At 74.4% G+C, this 22,518-nt stretch carries 20 protein-coding genes; 16 read left to right on the plus strand and 4 right to left on the minus strand.

The window, feature by feature from the left end; translation table 11 throughout:
- Positions 1-249: 249 nt before the first annotated feature.
- From mobF to CHB98_RS07495, 8 genes are all read left to right on the plus strand, one after another.
- Entirely contained in the window at positions 250-3,909 is a 3,660-nt protein-coding gene (gene mobF / locus CHB98_RS07460) for a MobF family relaxase (protein ID WP_089304981.1), read from the plus strand.
- Between the two features lie 119 nt (positions 3,910-4,028).
- Complete coding sequence (locus tag CHB98_RS07465) at positions 4,029-5,138, plus strand: tyrosine-type recombinase/integrase (RefSeq protein ID WP_089304982.1); 1,110 nt, start codon at positions 4,029-4,031, stop codon at positions 5,136-5,138.
- Between the two features lie 51 nt (positions 5,139-5,189).
- Positions 5,190-5,960 (plus strand): TadA family conjugal transfer-associated ATPase, encoded by a 771-nt coding sequence (locus CHB98_RS07470; RefSeq protein ID WP_245820990.1) that lies wholly within the window; start codon positions 5,190-5,192, stop codon positions 5,958-5,960.
- Positions 5,957-6,814 (plus strand): type II secretion system F family protein, encoded by an 858-nt coding sequence (locus tag CHB98_RS07475; RefSeq protein ID WP_089305271.1) that lies wholly within the window; start codon positions 5,957-5,959, stop codon positions 6,812-6,814. The genes CHB98_RS07470 and CHB98_RS07475 overlap by 4 nt, the downstream gene beginning before the upstream one ends.
- The gene (locus CHB98_RS07480; protein ID WP_089304983.1) at positions 6,811-7,752 is read left to right on the plus strand and encodes a type II secretion system F family protein; all 942 of its coding nucleotides are present in this window, start codon (positions 6,811-6,813) and stop codon (positions 7,750-7,752) included. The genes CHB98_RS07475 and CHB98_RS07480 overlap by 4 nt, the downstream gene beginning before the upstream one ends.
- Positions 7,753-7,781: 29 nt before the next feature.
- A complete protein-coding gene (locus CHB98_RS07485) occupies positions 7,782-7,988 on the plus strand; it encodes a hypothetical protein (RefSeq protein ID WP_089304984.1) in 207 nt (68 codons plus the stop codon).
- On the plus strand, positions 7,981-8,394 hold the full coding sequence (locus CHB98_RS07490; RefSeq protein ID WP_089304985.1) for a TadE/TadG family type IV pilus assembly protein: 414 nt from the start codon (positions 7,981-7,983) through the stop codon (positions 8,392-8,394). The genes CHB98_RS07485 and CHB98_RS07490 overlap by 8 nt, the downstream gene beginning before the upstream one ends.
- Complete coding sequence (locus tag CHB98_RS07495) at positions 8,394-8,858, plus strand: hypothetical protein (RefSeq protein WP_245821031.1); 465 nt, start codon at positions 8,394-8,396, stop codon at positions 8,856-8,858. Before CHB98_RS07490 ends, CHB98_RS07495 begins: the two co-directional genes overlap by 1 nt.
- An 18-nt stretch (positions 8,859-8,876) precedes the next feature.
- Here the strand turns inward: CHB98_RS07495 and CHB98_RS07500 are convergent, their stop codons facing one another.
- The gene (locus tag CHB98_RS07500; RefSeq protein ID WP_089304987.1) at positions 8,877-10,085 is read right to left on the minus strand and encodes a cyclase family protein; all 1,209 of its coding nucleotides are present in this window, start codon (positions 10,083-10,085) and stop codon (positions 8,877-8,879) included.
- A 784-nt stretch (positions 10,086-10,869) separates the two neighbouring features.
- Here CHB98_RS07500 and CHB98_RS07505 point away from each other — a divergent pair.
- From CHB98_RS07505 to CHB98_RS07515, 3 genes are read left to right on the plus strand one after another with little or no spacing between them, the layout of a single operon-like run.
- The gene (locus CHB98_RS07505; protein WP_218822287.1) at positions 10,870-12,675 is read left to right on the plus strand and encodes a glycosyltransferase family 2 protein; all 1,806 of its coding nucleotides are present in this window, start codon (positions 10,870-10,872) and stop codon (positions 12,673-12,675) included.
- Positions 12,672-14,597 (plus strand): radical copper oxidase GlxA, encoded by a 1,926-nt coding sequence (gene glxA / locus CHB98_RS21990; RefSeq protein ID WP_089304988.1) that lies wholly within the window; start codon positions 12,672-12,674, stop codon positions 14,595-14,597. The genes CHB98_RS07505 and glxA overlap by 4 nt, the downstream gene beginning before the upstream one ends.
- On the plus strand, positions 14,594-15,631 hold the full coding sequence (locus tag CHB98_RS07515; RefSeq protein ID WP_089304989.1) for a glycoside hydrolase family 6 protein: 1,038 nt from the start codon (positions 14,594-14,596) through the stop codon (positions 15,629-15,631). Before glxA ends, CHB98_RS07515 begins: the two co-directional genes overlap by 4 nt.
- Before the next feature lie 7 nt (positions 15,632-15,638).
- Here CHB98_RS07515 and CHB98_RS07520 read toward each other — a convergent pair whose 3' ends face one another.
- Both CHB98_RS07520 and CHB98_RS07525 read right to left on the minus strand, forming a co-directional pair.
- A complete protein-coding gene (locus CHB98_RS07520; RefSeq protein ID WP_089304990.1) occupies positions 15,639-16,643 on the minus strand; it encodes a patatin-like phospholipase family protein in 1,005 nt (334 codons plus the stop codon).
- A gap of 28 nt (positions 16,644-16,671) precedes the next feature.
- Positions 16,672-16,908 carry a hypothetical protein gene (locus tag CHB98_RS07525; protein ID WP_143424999.1) on the minus strand — a complete coding sequence of 79 codons (237 nt, stop codon included), beginning with the start codon at positions 16,906-16,908 and terminating at the stop codon, positions 16,672-16,674.
- Positions 16,909-16,959: 51 nt separating this feature from the next.
- Between CHB98_RS07525 and cutA the strand changes: the two genes are divergently transcribed.
- Together cutA and CHB98_RS07535 are read left to right on the plus strand one after the other, a co-directional pair.
- The gene (gene cutA, locus CHB98_RS07530) at positions 16,960-17,304 is read left to right on the plus strand and encodes a divalent-cation tolerance protein CutA (RefSeq protein ID WP_089304992.1); all 345 of its coding nucleotides are present in this window, start codon (positions 16,960-16,962) and stop codon (positions 17,302-17,304) included.
- Positions 17,305-17,369: 65 nt separating this feature from the next.
- Positions 17,370-19,133, plus strand: coding sequence for a putative bifunctional diguanylate cyclase/phosphodiesterase (locus tag CHB98_RS07535; RefSeq protein ID WP_245820991.1), 1,764 nt, complete (start codon positions 17,370-17,372; stop codon positions 19,131-19,133).
- On the opposite strand, the gene CHB98_RS07540 is transcribed toward CHB98_RS07535, so the two are convergent.
- Entirely contained in the window at positions 19,130-19,387 is a 258-nt protein-coding gene (locus tag CHB98_RS07540; protein WP_245820992.1) for a DUF6343 family protein, read from the minus strand. The genes CHB98_RS07535 and CHB98_RS07540 overlap by 4 nt on opposite strands.
- Before the next feature lie 90 nt (positions 19,388-19,477).
- Here CHB98_RS07540 and prfB point away from each other — a divergent pair, with 90 nt between their 5' ends.
- The 3 genes from prfB to ftsX all read left to right on the plus strand — a co-directional run bounded on the left by prfB (position 19,478) and on the right by ftsX (position 22,420).
- Positions 19,478-20,584 carry a peptide chain release factor 2 gene (prfB, locus tag CHB98_RS07545; RefSeq protein WP_089304995.1) on the plus strand — a complete coding sequence of 369 codons (1,107 nt, stop codon included), beginning with the start codon at positions 19,478-19,480 and terminating at the stop codon, positions 20,582-20,584.
- Between the two features lie 191 nt (positions 20,585-20,775).
- A complete protein-coding gene (gene ftsE / locus CHB98_RS07550) occupies positions 20,776-21,465 on the plus strand; it encodes a cell division ATP-binding protein FtsE (RefSeq protein WP_089304996.1) in 690 nt (229 codons plus the stop codon).
- 70 nt (positions 21,466-21,535) lie between these two features.
- A complete protein-coding gene (gene ftsX, locus CHB98_RS07555) occupies positions 21,536-22,420 on the plus strand; it encodes a permease-like cell division protein FtsX (protein WP_089304997.1) in 885 nt (294 codons plus the stop codon).
- Positions 22,421-22,518: the final 98 nt, after the last annotated feature.

Genomic DNA, 22,518 nt, shown 5'->3' on the forward strand with positions numbered 1-22,518 from the left:
CGCCCCTGCAACTCGCAGCAAAGCGATCAGTTCGCAGTCGGCAATCGCCGTGAACAATCAACGACGTGACGTCCGCTGCCTCTTCGCGCCCGCCACTCCAGCCTTTCTCGGACAAGCTCAGGTCTTCACCAGCAAACGGCACGCATGCTACCTTCGGAGGTAGGTCGGGCCCCGCTTCGCGGGGCCCGTCGCCGTTTCTAGGGGTGACTTGTTGGTCATTGTCGGGTGGCGTTGAGAATGCATGGCGGGATGAAAATCTACGCCGGCTCGCCGGCGGCTGCCCGCCACTACTTGGAGGCCGACCGGGGCCGGGCGGATGACTACTACCTCACCGAGAGCGCCGGGGTTGCCCGCCGGTTCGCCGTCATCGGAGGGCGGGTGAGCGAGCTGGCGCCGCTGACCGGTGACGCCTACGAGACGTGGGTGGCCGGCTGCGACCCGGGCACTGGGGAGCCGCGGGGGCAGCTGCGCGGCGACGGGCGTGCGGTGCGGTTCGTCGAGGTGGTGGTCAACGGCCCGAAGACGTGGTCGCTGGCCGCGGCGCTGCACCCAGACATCGCGGCGGCGTACGACGCGGCCCAGGCGCGGGCGGCCGAGCAGATCATCGGCTGGGTGGGGCAGCACGCCACCACCCGCGTCGGTCCGCGCGGCGGGCAGGTGCAGGTGCCGGTCGAGGTGGCCGAGGCGGTGACGGTGGCGCACTACACGTCGCGGGCCGGGGATCCGCACCGCCATCTGCACCTGCAAGTCAACGCCCGGGTGTTCGCGGCCGGCAAATGGCGCGGCCTGCACACCGTCGGCGTCCGCGACTCCCTCGCCGCAATCAACGGTATCGGGCACGCCGCGATCGCCTGCGACCCACAATTCCGGGCCGCGCTCGCCGCCCACGGGTACGTGTTGAATGTCGACGGGGAGATCCGGCAGCTGGCGGATCTCGTGGGCGCCTTCAGCGCAAGAGCCGCGCAGATCGCCCGGAACATCGACACCTATGAACGGGAATGGACCGCGGCGCATCCCGGCGAACACCCCGGCCCGGCGTTGCGCCGCGCCTGGGACGCCAGAGCGTGGGCAGCCGGCCGCCCCGACAAGGTCACCCCCCAATCCGGCGAGGACCTCACCGCCCGTTGGCTGGCCGAGCTGACCGACCTTGGGTATCGGGACCGCGACCGGCCGGTGGACCTGGCACCCACGCTGGTCGGTGCACTGGACCGCGACGGGGCGGTCGACCGGGTGCTGACACGGCTGGCCGCCGGCCGCTCGGCGTGGAACGCCGCCGACGTCCGGGGCGAAGTCGAGCAGCTGATCGCCGCCGCCGGCGTCGTGGCGGAGCCAGCGGTGCGCATTGAGCTGGCCGAAGACCTCACTGCCCGCACCCTGGTCCGGTGCGTGCCGCTGCTAGACCGCAACGGCGTGCCCGAGCACATCCGGGCGTTGACATGCCAGCAGGTGCTCGATGTCGAGGCCGACCTCACCGCCCGCCTCGCCGCTCGCGCCACCGAGCGCCCCGCCCGCGTCACGGACACTGCCCCGGCACCGCCGGTCGACGCCGCAGCCGGTGCCACCCGGCTGGACCCCGGACAGGCCGCGGCGGCCGCCGCGCTCGCCGGCCAGCGGCGCCTGGTGGTGATCGAGGGCGTGGCCGGCGCCGGGAAGACCACCACGCTGGCCGCGGCCAGGACTCTGCTCGCCGAGCAGGGCCGCCGGCTGGTGGTCGTCACCCCGACGCTGAAGGCGGCCAAGGTCGCCGCCGCCGAGGTCGGCGCGGTCGCCGGGTCAGCGGCCCGGCTGGCCTTCGAGTACGGCTGGCGCTGGAACGACGACGGCGCCTGGACCCGCCTCGCCGTCGGCCACCCCGACCCGATCACCGGCCGCGCCTACGCCGGACCGGCCGACGGCGCGCGGCTGCGGGCCGGTGACCTGCTCGTCGTGGACGAGGCGGGCATGCTCGATCAGGACACCGCCCGAGCCCTGCTGACGATTGCCGACGAGCGCCAGGTACATGTGGCCCTGCTCGGTGACCGGCATCAGCTCGCCGCGGTCGGCCGCGGCGGCGTCCTCGACCTCGCTGCGGCGCAGGTCGACCCGACCGGGCACCTGACCCTCAAGGCGGTGCACCGCTTCACCCGCATCGATACCACCGGCCGCAGCACTCCGGACACCGACTACGCCGACCTGACCCTCGCGATGCGGACCGGTGAGAACTCCGGCACGGTGTTCGACGCGCTGCTGGCCCGCGGGCAGATCCGGCTGCACCCCGACGACGAGGTGCTGCAGAAGGCGCTCGCGGCCGCCGCGGCCGACGGCCTGCTCACGGGCGAGCGCGTGGCCGTGGTAGTCGCTACCCGTGGGCAGGCCGCCGCCCTCAGCACCGCCATCCGGGACCGGCTCGTCACCGACGGCCGGGTCGATGACCGGCGCGTGGTGGTCACCGGGGCCGGGCAGCGGATCGGCGTCGGCGACCGGATCGCCACCCGTCGCAACGATCGCGACCTCCGGGTTGCCAACCGGGACACGTGGGTCGTCACCGCGGTCGGCCGCAACGGCGGGCTGCTCGTCACCCCCGACGGCACACCGCATGTCACCCCCGACGGCGGCGTGTCACCCGCTGTCACTCCCGCCGTCCCCCCGGCCCACACAGCGGCGCGGGTGCTGCCGGCGAACTACGTCACCGCGCACGTGGAACTGGCCTACGCCACCACCGCGCACGGCACCCAAGGCGACACCGTGACCGCCGCCCACCTGGTCGTCGGCGAGGACACCGGCGCGGCCGCGGCCTACGTCGGGATGACCCGCGGCAGGGAAGCCAACACCGCCCACCTCGTCGCGACCGACCCCGCTGAGGCGCGCGAGCAGTGGATCGCCGTCTTCGCCCGCGACCGCGCCGACCTCGGCCCCGCGCACGCCGCCGAACTCGCGGCCGCCGAGGCCGCCCGCTACGCCCAACCGCCCCCGCTGGAGCAGGCGCTCGCCGACCTGCACTCCGCCTGGACGGCCGAGCAGCGCTGCCTGGATCGGCTCGCCCACCACGTGGCGCGCCGGGACGCGCTGCACCAGATCGTCGCGCTCGAGTCCGCCCACGCCGACCGGGCCGCCGCGCTGGAAGCCCGGTACGAGCAAACGGGCATAGACGCCCGCCATGCCACCGCGCGGGCCGACGCCAGCGGCGCGGCCGTCACCGCCGAGACCGACCGGATCCGCGACACCCTCCTCGACGCCTGGGACACCGGACGGGACGCCGCCCGCCAGGCCGCGCAGGTCGTGCTCGACGGTCCCGGCCGCCTCCGACTCCGGCGAGCGGCGGTGAACCGGGCCGGCGAGCAGCTGGTCGACTGGGCGGACACCTGGCGGCCCTACCTGCCGGCCATGCCCACCGACCCACAGCAGATCGCCCGCCTGGCCGACCGCTCCCACGACCGACCGCGGCTGTGGACCGCCTTCGACTCTCACGCCCGCCACCACGCCCAACACGCGCACCCCGAGCACGCCCAGCTGCGCGCGACCGCGGCCACCACCCAGGAGGCCCACCGGCACGCCGGGGCCGCGCTGACCCACGCCCGCCGTCAGCACGAGGAGCGGCTCGCCCGCTTCGGACGCCTCGCCTGGACCCCCGACCCGGCGGAGCGGCTGGCCGACACCGACCGGGACATCGCCGCCTCCCACACCGAACTGGCCGCCGTCCGCGCCCGCATCGCGCGCCTGACGGCCGAGCCGGCTCTCCTCGCCCAACCGGCCGATCAGCTAGCCAGAGAGCGTGACCGCTGGCGTGCCCGCCACGACCCCGCGCCCGCCGCCACCCGGCCACCCGCCCCCCGGTCGGCGCCATCTCAGCCGGGCGTCCGGTCGCCGCGCCCCGAGGACATCCGACGCCTCGTACGACATCCCGGCCCGGGCCTGGGGATGCCCCGGTGAATCCCCAAGAAGACGGGAGCCGGGAGACAAGGGCCATGCGCGGTGTCAGCGTTCGGGTCACAGACGAGCCGAGACTGCGCTGGCCAGAGCCAGATACACGACCAGGGAGGCGATGAGCGGTGGCGTCGATCGCGAGGCGGCCCGATGGCACGTACCGGCCGCGGTACCGGGATGACAACGGCAAGGAGCACGCCCGCCACTTCAAGCGAAAGGTCGACGCCCAGCGGTGGCTCGACGAGCAGACGGCGGCGTTGGTGCGCGGTGACTGGGTTGACCCGAAGAGGGGCCGGAGCACCTTCCGTGCCTATGTCGAGACGTGGCTGCCGGCGCAGCCGCTGCGGGACTCGTCCCGCCGGGCCTACGACTCCTATCTGCGGAATCACTTGCTGCCCGCGTTCGGGGACAAGCGGCTGTCGGCAGTCACGCGAACTCAGGTGCTCGCATTCCGTCGCGGGCTCGAGGCGAAGCTGTCGCCGACGACCAGTCGGCAGATGATGGCCTTGCTCGCTGGCATCTTCGCCGACGCCGTCGAGGACGGGTTCCTCGCCAAGTCACCGTGCCGGGACACCGTTCCTCCTCGGCCGCACCGGGAGAAGGTCGTCCCCTTGACGGTCGAGCAGGTCGCGGCCTTGGTCGACGCGGCGCCCGACCGGTACCGCGCCCTCGTCGTCCTGGGCGCCGGCTGTGGCCTGCGGCTCGGCGAGGCGCTGGGCCTCAAGGTGAGCAGGGTCCGGTTCCTGGAACGCGAGCTGGACGTCGTCGAGCAGTTGACGCTCATACCGGGGGCGCCGCCGAAGCTTGCACCGCCGAAGACCCGCGGCAGTATCCGCACGGTCCCGCTGGCCGACGTGGTCGCCTCGGCGCTGGCCGAGCACCTGGCGGGCTTCCCGGCCGGACCGGACGACCTCGTCTTCCGGTCACGCACCGGCGGCCCGATCTGGTCCAACACCTTCAACAACTCGGTGTGGCAGCCGCTCCGCAAGCGCGCTGGCCTCCCGACCGCGCGGTTCCACGACCTGCGGCACTTCACCGCCTCGGCGTTGATCCGCTTTGGGGAGTCGGTGAAGACCGTGGCGCACGTCCTGGGCCACGCGGACGAGACGGAGACCCTGCGGACCTACTCGCACCTGTGGCCCGACGCTGACACCCGAACTCGTGCTGCTGTCGACGCGGCATTCGCGCCATCTGCGGACTCCGTGCGGACTGAGGGGGTCGTACACCGCCGCTGACCTGCGCAGAGAGGCCGGGAGCGTGTCATCCCGGACGTCACCCGGCGGCACATGGCGGTCAACATCCGCAAGTTCGTGCTGCAGGCGCACTCCCTCGACGAATTGGTCGCGCTGGGCACGCTGACGTCGCACGCGGCGCGGTTTCTGGAGGCCGCCGTCGTGTCCGGGCTCAACGTGCTGGTCGCCGGCGGTACCCAGGCCGGCAAGACGACGCTGCTCAACTGCCTGTGCGCGGCGATCCCGGCGCGGGAGCGGGTGATCACCTGCGAGGAGGTCTTCGAGCTGCGGGTGCCGCTGCCCGACGTGGTGGCGATGCAGACCCGCCAGCCCAACCTCGAGGGCGCCGGGGAGATCCCCCTGCGCCGGCTGGTCAAGGAGGCGCTGCGGATGCGGCCCTCGCGCATCGTCGTCGGCGAGGTGCGCCAGGAGGAGTGCCTCGACTTGCTCATCGCGCTCAACTCCGGCCTGCCGGGGATGTGCACCCTGCACGCCAACAGCGCCCGCGAGGCGGTCACCAAGATGTGCACCCTGCCGCTGCTGGCCGGGGAGAACATCGGGCACGCCTTCGTCGTCCCCACCGTGGCCGCCAGCGTCGACCTGGTCGTCCACGTGGGCAGCGACCCGGACGGGCGGCGCCGCGTGCGCGAGGTCGTCGCCGTCCCCGGTCGCGCCGAGGACGGCGTCATCGAGCTCGCCGACGTCTTCACCACCTCAGGGGGCCGCCTGGTACGCGCCGGCGGCTACCCGCCGCACCCCGAGCGCTTCGCCGCCCACGGCTTCGACCTGCCCGCGCTGCTCGACGACTCCCGGTGGAGGACATGACCGGCGCGCTCCTCGGCCTGCTGCTGGGGGTCGGGCTGCTGCTCGTGTGGCGCAGCGGACCGCGCGCCCCGGAGCGCCGGCGCCGCCAGCGGGGGCCGTCCCGGCGGCAGCGGCAGCTGGCCGCGGCGGGCCTGACCGGCATCAACCCGGCGCAGCTGGCCGCCATCCAGGTCGCCCTCGGGCTGCTCGCCGCGGTCGTCGTCCTGCTCACCACGGGCACCGTCACGGTGAGCCTGCTGTTCGGCGTCTTCGCTGCGGCGCTCCCGGTCGTGCAGGTGCGCCGGCTCGCCGCCCGGCGCCGCGCGGACCTGCGCGAGGTGTGGCCCGAGGTCGTCGACAACCTCGCCTCCGCCGTCCGGGCCGGGCTGTCGCTGCCCGAGGCGCTGTCGGCGCTGTCGACCCGCGGCCCGGAGGTGCTGCGGCCGCCGTTCGCCCGCTTCGCCGCCGAGTACCGCTCCAGCGGCCGGTTCGGCGACTGCCTCGACCGGCTCAAGGACGACCTGGCCGACCCGGTCGGCGACCGCATCGTCGAGACGCTGCGGGTCGCCCGCGAGGTCGGTGGCAGCGACCTCGGGCGCGTGCTGCGGACGCTGTCGTCCTTCCTGCGCGAGGACGCCCGCGCCCGCGCCGAGCTGGAGACCCGCCAGGGCTGGGTGGTGCAGGCCGCCCGGCTGGCCGTCGCCGCGCCGTGGGTGGTGCTGCTCCTGCTGGCCACCCAGTCGGCGACGCTGGAGGCCTACGACTCCCCGCTGGGCACGGCGATCCTGCTCGGCGGCGCGGCGGTCTGCCTGGCCTCCTACCGGCTCATGCTGCGCCTCGGCCGGCTGCCGCAGGACGTGCGGGTACTGCAGTGACCGCCGCGCTGGCCGGGATGCTCCTGGGCCTGGCCGCGGCCACCGGCGTCCTGCTCGTGGTCACGTTCGTGCCGCCGTTCCGCTCGGTCCGCCTGGTCGACCGGCTGGCGCCCTACGTGCACGACACCCCGCCGCCGTCCAGGCTCTTGGGGACGGTCACCGAGGCCGGCCTGCTCACCGCCGCCCGGCGGCTGTTCGGCCCGGTGGTCGCCGACGGCGCCCGCCTGGTCGACCGGGTGCTCGGCGGCCGGACGGCGGTGCGCCGCCGGCTGGAGGCCCTCGGCAGCGACGCCACCGTCGAGGACCTCCGCGTCGAGCAGGTGGTCTGGGGCGGCCTGGGGCTGCTCGGCGCCGCGCTGGTGGCCGCGGTCGGCTCGTTGCTGTCCGGCAGCGTCAACGTGCTGTCGGTGGCGCTGCTGTGCGTGGCGGGCCTGGTGGGCGGGGTGCTCGGCCGTGACTGGTGGCTCACCCAGCAGGTGCGCCGGCGCGAGGAGCTGCTGCTCGCGGAGTTCCCCGTGGTGGCCGAGCTGCTCGCGCTCGCGGTGACCGCGGGGGAGGGCCCGGCCGCGGCGATCGCCCGGGTCACCCGGCTGTCCGGCGGGGAGCTCGCCCGTGAGCTCGGCGCGGCGCTGGGCAGGGCGCGCGCCGGGGTGCCGCTGGCCGAGGCGCTCCAGCAGCTCGCCGACCGCACCTCGCTGGGCGCGCTGGCCCGCTTCGTCGACGGGCTGCTCGTCGCGCTGGAGCGCGGCACCCCGCTCGCCGAGGTGCTGCGCGCCCAGGCCGCCGACGTACGCGAAGCCGGCAAGCGCCGGCTGCTCGAGGCCGGCGGCCGCAAGGAGATCGCGATGATGGTGCCGGTCGTCTTCCTGGTGCTGCCGGTGACCGTCCTCTTCGCGCTCTACCCCGGCTTGATCAGCATCGTCTCGCTGGCCCGATGAGCCCGCGGACACGACAGGAAGGACGCAGCATGCCTCTGCTCACGGGGGTCCTCGCGGCGCTGGCCGCACTGGCCGACCGCCTGCGCGGCGACGACGCCGAGCGGGGCGACGTCCCCGGCTGGGTCATGATCACGGTGATGACGGCGGCCCTGGTGCTGGCCATCCTGGTCCCGTTCCGCGAGGCCATCGTCGCCGCCGTCACCAACGCCCTGGCCTCCGTCACGGCCGGTGGTTGACCCAGCTCTGCCGGGCGAGGACGCCGGGGAGCGGGGCGGGGCGGTCGTCGAGTTCGTCCTCGTGTCGGTGCTCGTCGTCGTGCTGCTGCTCGCGGTGCTGCAGGTGGCCGTCTACGTGCACGTGCGCAACGTGCTGACCGCCAGCGCGCAGGAGGGTGCCCGGTTCGCCGCCAACGCCGACGTCCCGTCGTCGGCCGCCGCCGACCGCGCGGTGGCGGTCGTGACCCGCGCCACCTCGCAGCAGACCGCCGACGGGCTGGTGTGCACGTCGGCGGAGGAGACCGACCCCAGCGGGCTGACCCTGGTGGTGGTGCGCTGCTCCGGGGCGGTGCCGCCGCTGCTGGCCGGGCTGGGCTCGCTGCTGCCGGTGCAGGTCACCGGCCGGGCGGTCGAGGAGGCCCGGTGATGTGGCTGCGGGCGCGGCTCGGCTCGCTCGCCGGCGAGCGCGGCTCGGCGCTGGTGGAGTTCGCCTTCATCGCCGTCGTCGTCTTCGTGCCGCTCGTCTACGTCGTCGCGGGCTTCTCCGCGGTGCAGCGCGGGGTGTTCGCCTCCACCGCCGCGGCACGGGAGGCCGGGCGGGCGATGGGCACCGCCCCGGACCCGGCCACCGGCGCGGCCCGCGCGCAGGCCGCGGCCCGGCTGGCGGTGCAGGACCAGTCGGTCGACGCCGGGGACGTCCTCGTGGCCTACGCGCCGCCCGGCGCCGGCTGCGACGCCGCGGGCGGGTACGCGCCGACGCTGACCCCGGGGGAGGAGTTCAGCGTCTGCGTGACCGTCACGGTGCGCATCCCGCTGCTGCCGGAGTTCGTCGACGCCAACACCGCCACGGGCCAGTTCGTCGTCGAGCGCGACCGCTACGTCGACGCCTGACCCGCGCCGGCCGGACCCTCACCCGTGGCGGCGACGATGACGGCGGCCCGGCTGCCCGAGCGCGGCCGGCGGCGCGTTGCCCGCGGTCGCGCCCTGCGCGTACTGCGGCGTCGTCACGTAGACGAACTCGAACACGCCGTCCTCGGCGAGCCCGTCGGTGATGACGCCCTCGCCGATCCGGATGCCGTTCTTGACGAGCAGCTCCTGGTGCACCGGGAACACGGCCTCCACCACCGGGTTGCCCAGCACCTCCAGCCCCCAGGTGTCCGAGCCGATGATGGCCGGGCGCCGGTCGGCCAGGTACCGCGACTCGGCCAGGTAGATGCCCGGCTCCTGCGTCAGGTACCGCTCCGGGTCGCTGCGGGCGATCCTGTTCCAGCCGGTGCGGAGGAGCACGACGTCGCCGGGCCGGATGTCCCCGGTGCCGCCCCGCTCCGCCGCGGCCTCCAGGTCGGCGATGGTGATCCGGTAGTTGTCCAGCAGCACCGGGTCGCCGTCGGCGCTCTCCGACAGCGCGTCGCCGGCCCCCTCCTCGAGCTTCAGGCCCAGCACGTCGAGCAGCACGCCGCGGGTGACGACCGGCCCCATGTGCTCGTTGCCGAGCTTGCTCGTCCCGGTGGGCGTGGCGATGTCCGGGCCCTGGAAGCCGTTGTAGAACGTCGCGCCGACGCCGAGGTGGTTGAGCCCGTCGAGCTGGGTGACGATCTGGTACGTGTAGCCCTGCGGGAAGCGCTCCTCGTGGATGCTCACCTTGTTGGCGCCCAGCGGCGTGGTGGTCTGCAGGATGCCGCCGCCCTCGACGAACCCGGCGGGCGGCTGGTAGCCGGTGACGGTGAGCCGCTGCTCGTACACCCGCGGCGGCTCGGTCTGGAAGGCCGGGAAGCCGTTGGTCATCAGCTCGCCCAGGTTGTACGTGCGCACCGGGCCGCCGTCGGCCAGCAGCTGCAGGGCGGCGGCGGTCGTGGCGGCCGTCACCTCGTTGAACGTGCCGCGCTGGTCGCCCGCGCCGTAGCGGGACGGCGCCCAGCCGCCGCCCTCGGCGGAGGCCACGTCGAACATCTCGTCGTCGTAGCCGCCGGCGTCCCCGCCCCCGCCCCCGCGGGGCCCGGTCGCGGCGGCCGGCGATGCGCCGGCCAGGCCGGCGACGCCGAGGGCGGCCGCACCGGCGAGCCCGAGCGCGGATCGGCGGGACAGGGCGGCGTGGGCGGCGAACAGGTCGGCACGCATGGGTCTCCTCAGGGCGGGGGGGGGTGGCCGACGCTAGGGGGCCGGTGTGACGCAGGCAACACGTACCCCGTGCGTCACCGCCCCGTCCGCGGCGCCCGCCCGGCCGGGGGTCACCGTGGGCGGCTCGGGAGCACCCCGCCGTAGTGGCGCGCCAGGGATGGTGACGTTCCGCACACGGCGCCCGGGCGCCCGGACGGCGGCCGGCGATCGGCACACCGTCCCGCTGTAGGCACGCAGCGTGGGAGGCACGCGTCCACGGGGGTCACTCGTCCGCGTGATCAACCCCCTCTGTTCGGCGAGCGGCGATCACTCCCGGTTAACGTCCTCGCCGGCGCCCGACGAGGGCGTCCGAGACAGACGTGGAGAACCGATCGGTCCCACCGACGCCACGCGCAGGTGCACGGGGGAGAAGGCGGTCGCCTGATCATGGGGGGAACAGTGGCGCCACCGTCCACCGGTGCGGTCCACCACACCGCAGCAGGACCGCCGTGACCCGCCCGCCCCGTCCCCTCTCCTCCCGGTCCCCTCGGAGCTGACCGGCCCGACCCCCGAGGACTCCCCAGCCGCCACCGCAGCTGGGCGTGCGCCCGCTCCCGCGCGTCTCGAGCACGCCGACGTGCCCTTCCCGAGACCGGGAGCGCCCTGGTCGCCCCCCGCTGCCCACCTGAAGACAGGTCCCCCGTGCCCCTGAACCTCCCCGCGCTGCAGCGGGCCGCGCCGTCCCCGGCGTCTGGCCCGCCGGCGCCCTCCCAGGAAGGAGGCAGCCCCCTGGTCACGTCCCGGTGTGAGTGAGTGCCCGTCCCGCCTCGCCGCCTATCCCTACGACGACTTCAGCGAGCTCGCCGGCCCGCTCCAGGAGCCGGCCGCCGACGGCCGGGTCCGGTTCCGGCAGGTGACCCGCGGTGCGGCACGTCTGCGGGCGTGGGTGCTGGTCACCGCGGCGCTGGTGTTCGAGGTGCTCTTCCTGCTCTTCCTGCTGCGGCCGGCCAACCACCCCGAGTTCTCCGACGACTGGCCGTCCTACCTGGCCATGGGGCTGATCGGCAGCATCGCGGTCATCGAGGGCCTCCGGCTGGTCAACGTCTTCACGCTGGCCGTCGCGACGCTCAACGCGCGCGACCCGGTGCCCACCGCGCCCCTGACCGGCCAGCGGGTCGCGTTCATCACCACGATCGTGCCCAGCAAGGAGCCGATCGAGATGGTGCGCCGCACGCTGGAGGCGGCCGTCCGCGTCCGGTACGAGGGCACGTTCGACGTCTGGCTGCTCGACGAGGGCGACGACCCCGCCGTGCGGGCCATGTGCGCCGAGGTCGGCGTCCGGCACTTCACCCGGCACGGCGTGCCGGAGTGGAACCGGGAGACCGGCCCGCACAAGGCGCGGACCAAGCACGGCAACTACAACGCCTGGCTGGACGCGCACGGCGACGACTACGACTTCTGGCTGTCCGTCGACTCCGACCACGTGCCGCTGCCCAACTTCGCCGAGCGGTTGATGGGCTACTTCCACGACCCGGACGTCGCCTTCGTCGTCGGCCCGCAGGTGTACGGCAACTACGACAACTTCGTCACCCGCGCCGCGGAGTCCCAGCAGTACCTGTTCCACAGCGTCCTGCAGCGGGCCGCCAACCGGTTCGGCGCCGCGATGTTCGTCGGCACCAACAACGCCGTCCGGCTGTCGGCGCTGCGGGCCATCGGCGGGCTGCAGGACTCCATCACCGAGGACGCCGCGACCAGCATCGTGTGGCACTCCCGCCGCAACCCGGAGACCGGCACGAAGTGGCGGTCGGTCTACACCCCCGACGTCCTGGCCGTCGGCGAGGGCCCCAGCACCTGGCAGGACTACTTCGTCCAGCAGGGCCGCTGGGCCCGCGGGACCGACGAGGTCGTGCTGCGCCGGTTCTGGCGGATGGCCTGGCGGCTGTCGTTCTGGCGGCGGGCGCACTACGGGCTGCTGATGTCCTACTACCCGGCGGCGGCGATCAGCTGGGTCCTCGGCGTCACGAACGTGGTCGCCTACCTGCTGACCGGTGTCGCCGGCCTGCTGGTGCCCGCGCAGCTGTGGCTGATGCTCTACGTCAACGCGGCCGTGCTGCAGGTGGGCGTCTACTTCTGGAACCGCCGGCACAACGTCAGCCCGCACGAGGAGGAGGGCTCCTCGGGCGTCAGCGGGATGGCCATCTCGGTCATGTCGACGCCGATGTACGTCAGCGCGCTGTGGGCCGCCGTCCGCGGCCGCAACATCTCCTTCGCCGTCACCCGCAAGGGCGCCGTCAGCGGCGACCGGATCGGGTCCTTCGCCAAGAACCTGTGGTGGGCCGGCCTGCTGGTGCTCGCACTGGGCGCCTCCGAGCTGCTCGGCAACGACCACCCGGCGATCCGCGCCTGGGCCCTGCTGACCCTGTCCATGTCCCTGCTGCCCGTGGCCATCTGGGTCTCCGGGCTGCTCGGCACCCGGCTGCGCCCGGCGCCCCGGCCCGTCCCGCAGCCCGTCCCGCAGCCCGTCCCCGTCGTCGGCCCCCCCGCGCCGGCCGTCACCTTCGTCGGCAACCACGTCGTCGACGTCCCCGTCCCCCAGGAGAGCACCCGATGACCCGCCGCAAGCCCCGGCCGCTGCGCCGGCTGCGCAACGCCGCCCTCGTCTCGGTGACGGTCGCCGGGCTGGTCGCGGCCAACGGGCCGGTGGTCGCCTCCGTCGTCGACTCCGCCTACACCGACTACCAGCGCAGCCGGCCGGAGTACCAGGCCCGGTACGGCGACTGGCAGACCGTCGAGCTGCCCGAGCGGTACCGCGGCCAGGCCGTGCACGCCGCGCTGCTGCACACCGGCAAGGTGCTGCTCATCGCCGGGTCGGGCAACGAGGCCGAGGACTTCGACGCCGGCACCTTCCGCACCATCGTCTGGGACCCGGTGACCGGGGCGGCCGAGGAGGTCCCGACCCCGGAGGACCTGTTCTGCTCCGGGCACGCCTACCTGCCCAACGGCAACCTGCTCGTCGCCGGCGGGACTCGCAAGTACGAGGTGCTGGCCGACGACGTCAGCCGCGCCGCCGGCATCCTCACCGTGAAGAACGAGCGCCTCGACGGCCCGGTCACCCTGCCCGCCGGCACCCGCTTCACCGCGCGCGGCCTGGTCTACCTGACGACGGCGGAGGTCACCGTGCCGCCGGCGCACACCATGGCCGACGGCACCCACATGGCCGGCCAGCAGGACGTGTGGATCGAGGCCGAGGACGCGGGTGACGGGTACGTCGTCACCGAGGGCCAGCAGTTCCAGGTCGAGGAGTTCGACGCCCGCCAGCGCTCCACCCTGTACGGCCAGGGGGACACCATCACCCTGGACAAGCAGAACTACCGGGGGCTGGACGCCTCCTACGAGTTCGACGTGGCCACCGAGACCTACCGGCGCACCGGGCGGCTCACCGAGTCCCGCTGGTACCCGACCCTCGTCGGGCTGGACGGCGGCCGGGTGCTGGCCGTCTCCGGCCTGGACGAGCACGGCAAGGTGCTCGACGGGGAGAACGAGGTCTACGACCCGGCCACCCGCACCTGGCAGGCCGCCCCGGAGCTGGAGCGGTACTTCCCGACCTACCCCGGCCTGCACCGGCTCGCCGACGGCTCGCGGATCTTCTACAGCGGCGCCAACACCGGCTACGGCCCGGCCGAGGAGGGCCGCCAGCCGGGCATCTGGGACCTCGACGACAACTCCTGGACCGACGTCGACGGCCTGCGCGACCCGGACTTCAACGAGACGGCCACCTCGTTCCTGCTGGCGCCGGCGCAGGACCAGCGGGTCGGCATCGTCGGCGGCGGCGGGGTCGGCGACAGTGAGGAGTCGACGGCGCGGTTCGACGTCGTCGACCTCGACGAGCCCGAGCCGCGCTACCGGCCGGCCGGGGAGTACCCGAGCCCGGCGCGGTACGTCAACGCGGTGACGCTGCCCGACGACTCCACCCTGCTCACCGGGGGGTCGGTCGGCTACCGCGGCAACTCGCAGAGCGACCTGTTCCTGGCCACGGTGTACGACCCGCAGACCGGCCACCTGCACGAGGCGGCGCCCAACGAGGTGGGCCGCAACTACCACGCGACCGCGCTGCTGCTGCCCGACGGGCGGGTCATGACGATGGGGTCGGACCCGCTGTTCTCCGACGAGGAGAACACCCTGCCCGGGACGTTCGACACCCGCATCGAGCTGTACTCCCCGCCGTACCTGTTCGCCGGCGACCGGCCGCGGATCGAGGACGCGCCGCAGGAGGTCACCCGGGGCAGCAGCTTCGCCGTCGCCACCAGCGGGGCCGACGTCACCGCGGCCCGGCTGCTGCGGCCCAGCGCGGTCACCCACCAGACCGACCCGGAGCAGCGGTCCGTGGCCCTCGACGTGCGGCGCACGGGGGCGGGCGGCTACGAGCTGGCCGTCCCCGCCGAGGAGGGCCTCACCCCGTCCGGCTGGTACATGTTGGTCGTGCTCGACGACGAGGGTGTGCCGTCCCCGGCCCGCTGGGTGCACGTCGGATGACGGCCCGACCGGTCCGCCGGCGGTCGGTCCGCACCGCGGTGCTGGCCGCCGCCGCCGGCGCCCTGGTGGCCTGCGGCGGCGGTGGGGGGACCGCGCCGGACGCCGGGACGACGTCCAGCCGGCTCGCGGGGGAGGAGCTGTGGCTCAACCCCGAGGGCCACGCCCCCGTCGCGGTCGAGCAGGCGCTCGCCGAGGGTCGCGCCGACGACGCGGAGACCCTCGCCGCGCTGGCCGAGCAGCCGACGGCCACCTGGATCGCCACCCCGGACAACCCCTACCCGGCGGTGCTGGAGGTCTCCGAGGCCGCGGCCGCCGCGGGGGAGCTGCCGGTGCTCGTGGCCTACAACGTGCCCGGCCGCGACTGCGGCCTCTACTCGGCCGGCGGCGCCGCCGACGTGGACGCCTACCTGGCGTGGGTGGGCGCCTTCGCCGCCGCGCTGGGGGACCGGCCGGCGGTCGTCGTCCTGGAGCCGGACGCCGTCCCGCAGGCCGTCGTCGGCTGCGAGGGGCTCGACCCCGCCGCGCGCTACGGGCTGCTGGCGCAGGCCGTGGACATCCTCGACCGGCAGCCGGGCACGCGGGTCTACCTGGACGCGGGCAACGCCAGCTGGGTGACCGACCTGCCGGTGCTCGCCGACGCCCTGCGGCGCAGCGGCATCGACCGGACCGACGGGTTCTCCGTCAACGTCAGCAACTACGAGACCACCGAGGTCAGTGCCGAGTACGGGCTGGCGCTGTCCGAGGAGCTGGCGCCCGGCGCGCCGGAGGGGACGCCACCCGCGCACTTCGTCATCGACACCAGCCGCAACGGCGCCGGCCCGCCGGAGGACGCCGCCGGCTCCGAGGGCCGCTGGTGCAACCCGCCGGGACGGGAGCTCGGTCAGCCGCCGACGACCTCGCCGGTCCTGCCGCGGGTCGACGCGCTGCTGTGGGTCAAGCAGCCCGGCGACTCCGACGGCACCTGCGCCGGGGGGCCGCCGGCCGGCCAGTGGTGGCCGGAGATGGCCGAGGACCTGGTGCCGGCCGCCGGCTGACCCCTGCTCACCCGGCCGCAGCCCCCCGGCAGGCCCGCAGGTACTCCTCCCAGTCCCAGCCGGCCAGGAAGACCCGGGCCGCGGCGGTGCCCGCGGCGACCAGCCGGGCGCGCTCGGCCTCCCCGACGTCGAACTCGGTGAGGCCGGTGCCGGTGGTGTCGACGGAGAACGCCCGCCGGCGCACGCAGGGCCGGGCCAGGTAGTCGCGGTCGCGGGCGCTGACCGTCGTCGCGACCAGCGAGTCCAGCAGCCGCAGCGGGCCCGGCAGCCGCCGCAGGGCGGGCAGCACCGACACGTCCTCGTCGGACAGGGCGTCCCCGACGCCGACACCGAACGTGGGCCACCGGGGTGCGGCGGCGTCGGTGCGGTCGAAGGTCTCCACCGGGAAGTTGGACAGCACCCCGCCGTCCACCAGGGTGGAGCGGCGCCCGGTGCGGGGGTCGCGCAGCACCCGCGGGGAGAAGAAGTACGGGATGGCCAGGGAGGCGCGGACGGCGTCGGCGACCGGCTGGGCGTCGGGGTCCAGGCCGTACTCGCGGTAGTCCCACGGCAGCCGCAGCAGCCGGCCGCGGGTGACGTCGGTCGCGGTGACCACCAGCCGGTAGCGCTGCCACGGCGCGAGGGCCGGGTCGTCGCCCGGGTCGTCGCGGCGCAGGTCGCCGAAGGTGCGCACCCCCAGGTCGGCCAGCTCGCGGCGGACCCACTCGGTGACCCAGCGCCCCGGGTGCAGCCCCGAGCGGGTCAGCAGCCCGACCGCGGGCGCCAGCACCGGCACCGGCGCCCACCGGTCGGGCACCCGGTCGTACTCCAGCCGCGCGGTGCGCTCGAGCACGCCGCCGGCGTCCAGCCCGGCCGCGAGGAAGGCGGCGAGCAGGGCGCCGGCCGAGGAGCCGGCCACCCGCTCGAACCGGTACCGGCCGAGCAGCTCCGCGGCGGCACCGGCCAGCGCGACGCCCTTGACCCCGCCGCCCTCGAGGACCAGGTCGGCCGGCAGCCGGTCCGCCGGCGTCACCGGCGCCCCGCCCGGGCGCCCGTCCGGCTCACCCGCCGCGCTGCCCCTCCGCGGCCACCACGCCGCGCAGCGCGGTCAGCAGCGACCCGTCGGAGGCGTCCCCGCGCTCCAGGGCGCCGCGGGCCGCCTCGGGCAGGGTGGCGGCGTCGACGTCCTCCAGCCAGGTGGTCTCGCCCCCGACCCGGCGGCCCACGCGCATGCTGCCACCCTCGGGGCGGACCAGGTACTCCTCGCCGTCGACCGTGACGGTCATCTCCTCGCTCATCCTCCGGCCCTACCCCGCAGCCGTGTCGGTGCACCCCGGCAGGATGGACACGTGGGAGAGGACGTCTGCGAGATCGTCGTCACGGGGGGTGACGCCGAGTGGTTGAGCGGGTACACACGGACACTGGTAGAGGAGAGGCTGGTGGCCTGCGGCCACCAGTTCGCCGCGATCCGGTCGGTGTACCGCTGGGAGGGTGCCGTGCACGACGAGCCCGAGGCGCGCGTGGCGCTGCACACCCGCCGGTCCCTGGTGCCGGAGGTCGTGGCACGCACCGCCGAGCTGCACCCGTACGACGTCCCCTGCGTGATCGCGCTGCCGGTCGTCGGCGGCTCCCCCGAGTACCTGCGGTGGGTGGTCCGGGAGACCAAGGAGCCGGAGGGGGGTGATGGGGCATGAGCGCCATCGACCTGGGCACCGTATCCCCGGGGACCGACGGGGGCTACCACCGGGCAGGAGGGCACGTGGGACGACCGGGCGAGCCCGAGCTGCCGCTCGACGTCCGCCGCCGGCCCGGTGCGTCCGACCGCTCCGCCGTCGTGGTCGAGGCCGTCCTCGACGCGCTGCCGTCACCGACCCTGCTGATCGACGCCGACGGCACCGTGCTGCTGTCCAACACCGCCTGGGACAAGGCCGCCGACGCCCTCGGGGACGACCGGGTGCGCGTCGGGGTGGACGGCGACTACTTCGCCATGGTCCGCCGGCTGAGCGGCGGCGCCGGCACGTCGGCCCTCATCGACCAGCTCCGGGCGCTGTCCCGCGGCGAGCAGGCCTCGGTGCAGGCCGACTACGCCGTCGAGCTGCCCGGCGGCACCCACTGGATCCACCTGCAGGCCTCCCGCGTCGACCAGGCCGGCCAGGTCGTGGTCACCCACACCGACGTCACCTCCCGCGTCGCCGCCGAGCGCGCCTCGGACTGGCGGGCCCGGCACGACACGCTCACCGAGCTGCCCAACCGCGCCCACCTGCACGAGCTCATCGACGCCGAGCTGCAGCAGCCCGAGCGCGGCCCGGTCTCGGTCCTCTTCCTCGACGTCGACGGCTTCAAGGACGTCAACGACTCCCTCGGCCACGACGCCGGCGACGCCCTGCTGCGCCAGATCGCCGCCCGGCTGACCGGCTCCACCCGCGCCGGTGACACCGTGGGGCGGCTGGGCGGCGACGAGTTCGTCGTGCTGTGCCGCGACTGCGACACCGCCGGCGCGGAGACGCTCGCCGACCGCTGCCGGGCCAGCATCGACCGCCCGTTCGACCTCGGCGGCCGGCTGGTGCGCCTGGGGGTGAGCATCGGCATCGCCACGGCGGCCGAGTCCGGGTCCGGGGTCGCCCGGCTGCGTTCGACCGACCTCGTCCGCGACGCCGACCTCGCCATGTACGCGGCCAAGGCGGCCGGCCGCAACCGGGTGCGGCTGTTCACCGCCGACCTGCGCGCCGCCGCGCAGCACAAGGCCACGGTCGCCACCGAGCTGCGCGCGGCTGTCGCCGACGGGCAGCTGGTGCTGCACTACCACCCGGTGCTGCACCTGCCCTCGGGCCGGTGGACCGGCGTGGAGGCACTGGTCCGCTGGCAGCACCCGCGCCGCGGCCTGCTCGCGCCGGGGGAGTTCCTGCCCACCGCCGCCCAGCACGACCTCATGACGCCGATCGCCCGCTGGGTGCTGCGCGCGGCCACCCGGCAGGCCGCGGCCTGGGCGGCGGCCGGGCTGCGCCTGGTGACCTCGGTCAACATCAGCGCCCGCGACGTCGCCGCGGGCACCCTGGTCGCCGACGTGCACGAGGCGCTGACCGAGTCAGGGCTGCCGCCGGAGCTGCTGGTCGTCGAGCTCGCCGAGCGCTCGGTGGCCGAGGACGTCGAACGCACCGCCGCGCAGTTCGCCGAGCTCCGGCGCACCGGCGTGGAGGTGTCCATCGACGACTTCGGCAGCGGCTTCTCCTCGCTGGGCCAGCTGGTCGCCATGCCCGCGGGCCTGCTCAAGATCGACCGCAGCCTGATCGCCTACCCCGAGGGGCGGCGCAGCCAGGCGGCCGCGGCGATCGCCGCCGTGGTGGCCCTGGCCCAGGCGTGCGGCGTGCGCACCCTGGCCGAGGGCGTGGAGACCCCTGAGCAGCTGGCGATGGCCGCCGAGCTCGGCTGCACCTTCGCGCAGGGCTTCCACCTCGCCCGCCCGATGCCGGCCGGGGAGCTGGCCGGCTGGCTGGCCGAGCGGGCGCCGTCCGCCGTCCGCTAGCCCGGCTCGCCGCGCGCCTTGCGGCGGGCCACCACCACCAGGTCGACGGCCGCCACCGCGGCCAGCGCCAGCAGCACGACACCCGGCCAGGCCGGCAGGTCGGAGGCCAGCCACAGCAGGCCCGCGCCCAGGCAGAAGACCAGCCCGAACGAGGCCAGCCACAGGCGCAGGGTCAACGCCGACCGGGCCGGCGCGGCACCGCCGATGCCGGCCGTGGGGTCGTGGTGGTCGGGCAGGCCCTGGGAGTAGTCCACCGGGCCACGGTCTGCGCGGGGACGGCGTCGGCGTGGTTCGCTCACCCGCTCCTGCCTACCCCCGGCCGGACGGCACTACCCTGGCCAGACGTGGCCGCTGACTTCTCCGTCGTGCTCGACGAGCTGAACACCACCCTGGCCTCCATCGAGGCGGTGCTGGACGTGGACCGGCTGCGCCGGGAGGTCGCCGAGCTCGAGCAGCAGGCCGCCGCGCCCGACCTGTGGAACGACGTCGAGGCCGCGCAGGCGCTCACCTCCAAGCTGTCCTACCTGCAGGGCGACCTGCGGCGGGTGGAGGAGCTGCGCAGCCGCCTGGACGACGTCGGGCTGCTGCACGAGATGGCCGCCGAGGAGGGCGACGAGGCCACCACGGCCGAGGCGGAGCGGGAGCTCTGGGCGCTGCGCAAGGTCATCGACGAGCTCGAGGTGCGCACCCTGCTCTCCGGCGACTACGACTCCCGCGAGGCGCTGGTGACCATCCGGTCGGAGGCCGGCGGCGTCGACGCCGCCGACTTCGCCGAGATGCTCATGCGGATGTACCTGCGCTGGGCCGAGCGGCACAAGTACCCCGTCGAGCTCTACGACGTCAGCTACGCCGAGGAGGCCGGCATCAAGTCGGCGACCTTCGCGGTCAAGCACCCCTACGCCTACGGCACGCTGTCGGTCGAGCAGGGCACCCACCGGCTGGTGCGCATCTCGCCGTTCGACAACCAGGGCCGCCGGCAGACCTCCTTCGCCGGCGTCGAGGTGCTGCCGGTGGTCGAGCAGACCGACCACGTCGACATCCCGGAGAACGAGATCCGGATCGACGTCTTCCGGTCCTCGGGGCCCGGCGGGCAGAGCGTGAACACCACCGACTCCGCCGTCCGGATCACCCACCTGCCCACGGGCATCGTGGTGTCCTGCCAGAACGAGAAGAGCCAGATCCAGAACCGGGCGGCCGCGATGCGGGTGCTGCAGGCCCGGCTGCTGGCCCGGCGGCAGGAGGAGCAGCGCGCGGAGATGGACGCGCTGAAGGGCGAGGGCGGCAGCAGCTGGGGCAACCAGATGCGCTCCTACGTGCTGCACCCCTACCAGATGGTCAAGGACCTGCGCACCGAGCAGGAGACCGGCAACACCAGTGCCGTCCTCGACGGCGACATCGACGGCTTCATCGAGGCCGGCATCCGCTGGCGGCGTCAGCAGGAGGCCGCCTAGGCACCGGCCGGCGGCCCTGACCAGGCGTCCCGTTCGTCACACCCGTCGCACGCCGGGACGGCGGATGCGTCACGCTGGGCCACGGGCGTCCTGGGCCTGCGGCGGCGCCGTCACGCTCCGTCGCGGCCGGACGGCGGACGACCGCGCGTGACACTCCAGTCTCCCGGGTTCGAGAGGTACCGTGGCCCCCCGTGATCGAACTGCAACACGTCACCAAGCTGTACCCGGCCAGCTCCCGGCCGGCCCTCGACGACGTGTCCACGGAGATCGACAAGGGTGAGTTCGTCTTCCTCATCGGCTCCTCGGGCTCGGGCAAGTCGACCCTCCTGCGGCTGCTGCTGAAGGAGGACGACCCCACGCGGGGCACAGTCGTCGTCAACGGCAAGACGCTGAACACGATGAGCAAGTGGCAGGTGCCCAAGCTGCGCCGCACCATCGGCTGCGTCTTCCAGGACTTCCGGCTGCTGCGCAACCGCACCGTCGCGCAGAACGTCGCCTTCGCCCTCGAGGTCATCAACAAGCCGCAGCGGACGATCAAGCGCGTCGTCCCCGAGGTGCTGGAGATGGTCGGCCTGGAGGGCAAGGGCAACCGGCTGCCCGGCGAGCTGTCCGGCGGCGAGCAGCAGCGCGTGGCCATCGCCCGCGCCTTCGTCAACCGCCCGCTCGTGCTGCTCGCCGACGAGCCCACCGGCAACCTCGACCCGGAGACCAGCGAGGGCATCATGCTGCTGCTGGAGCGGATCAACCGCACCGGCACCACCGTGGTGATGGCGACGCACGACTACCACATCGTCGACTCGATGCGCCGCCGCGTGATCGAGCTCAACGGGGGCGCGCTGACCCGCGACCAGTCGCGCGGCGTCTACGGCGTGGGCCGATGACGCGGCCGCGCCGCGGCGGCCGCTGACCCGGCGTCCCGCCCCTCCTGCCTGACCTCACGACAGGGAACCCATGCGCGTCAACTTCGTGCTCTCCGAGGTGGCCACCGGGCTGCGTCGCAACCTGACCATGACGGTCGCGATGGTCCTCACCACCGCCATCTCGCTCGGCCTCATGGGCACCGGCCTGCTGATCGCCGGGATGATCTCCGACATGAAGGAGATCTACTACGACAAGGTGCAGGTCTCCGTCTTCCTCGCCGACGACGTCACCGACCAGCAGCGGTCGGCCATCGAGCAGGAGCTGGCCGGCTCGCCGGAGGTGGCCGGCTACATCTACGAGTCCAAGGACGAGGCCTACGCCCGCTTCCAGCAGCAGTTCAGCCAGCAGCCGGAGCTGGTGCAGAACACCCCGGCCGACGCGCTGCCGGAGAGCTTCCGCGTCGAGCTGGTCAACCCCGAGCGCTACGAGGTCATCGCCGCGGCCTTCCCGAACGGGCAGGACGGCGTGGACCAGGTGCGCGACGAGGGCGACTTCCTCGACCGGCTGTTCAGCCTGCTCAACGGCGCCCGCAACGCCACGATCGCCGTCGCCGTCGTCCAGGCGCTCGCCGCCCTGCTGCTGATCTCCAACACCATCCAGCTGGCCGCCTTCAACCGGCGCAACGAGACCAGCATCATGCGGCTGGTCGGCGCCTCGCGCTGGTACACCCAGCTGCCGTTCATCCTCGAGGCGGCGCTGGCCGGGCTGATCGGCGCGCTGCTGGCCATCGGCGGGCTGGTGGTCACCAAGCTGCTGTTCGTGGACAAGACGCTGGCCGGGCCGATCCGCGCCGGCATCATCCCGCCGGTCGACTGGGGGGCGATCGCCTTCATCAGCCCGGTCATCGCCGCCGCCGGCGTCGGCCTGGCCGGCATCGCCGCCTACGTCACCCTGCGGCTGTACGTAAGGTTGTGAGCACAGAGCTGAGGTGAGCCGCCCTGCGAGGCGGTCGGAGGAGTGGGGGCCGGAGGCCTCCGCGACGAGGACCGGGACGGGCTCAGCGCAACCGGGGA

This window comes from Geodermatophilus pulveris (assembly GCF_900188375.1).
Classification (GTDB): Bacteria; Actinomycetota; Actinomycetes; order Mycobacteriales; family Geodermatophilaceae; genus Geodermatophilus; species Geodermatophilus pulveris.

Coding starts and splice junctions, on each gene's coding strand:
- mobF (WP_089304981.1), top strand. CDS start 250: ATGAAAATCTACGCCGGCTCGCCGGCGGCTGCCCGCCACTACTTGGAG.
- CHB98_RS07470 (WP_245820990.1), top strand. CDS start 5,190: ATGGCGGTCAACATCCGCAAGTTCGTGCTGCAGGCGCACTCCCTCGAC.
- CHB98_RS07475 (WP_089305271.1), top strand. CDS start 5,957: ATGACCGGCGCGCTCCTCGGCCTGCTGCTGGGGGTCGGGCTGCTGCTC.
- CHB98_RS07485 (WP_089304984.1), top strand. CDS start 7,782: ATGCCTCTGCTCACGGGGGTCCTCGCGGCGCTGGCCGCACTGGCCGAC.
- CHB98_RS07495 (WP_245821031.1), top strand. CDS start 8,394: ATGTGGCTGCGGGCGCGGCTCGGCTCGCTCGCCGGCGAGCGCGGCTCG.
- CHB98_RS07500 (WP_089304987.1), bottom strand. CDS start 10,085: ATGCGTGCCGACCTGTTCGCCGCCCACGCCGCCCTGTCCCGCCGATCC.
- glxA (WP_089304988.1), top strand. CDS start 12,672: ATGACCCGCCGCAAGCCCCGGCCGCTGCGCCGGCTGCGCAACGCCGCC.
- CHB98_RS07515 (WP_089304989.1), top strand. CDS start 14,594: ATGACGGCCCGACCGGTCCGCCGGCGGTCGGTCCGCACCGCGGTGCTG.
- CHB98_RS07525 (WP_143424999.1), bottom strand. CDS start 16,908: ATGAGCGAGGAGATGACCGTCACGGTCGACGGCGAGGAGTACCTGGTC.
- ftsX (WP_089304997.1), top strand. CDS start 21,536: ATGCGCGTCAACTTCGTGCTCTCCGAGGTGGCCACCGGGCTGCGTCGC.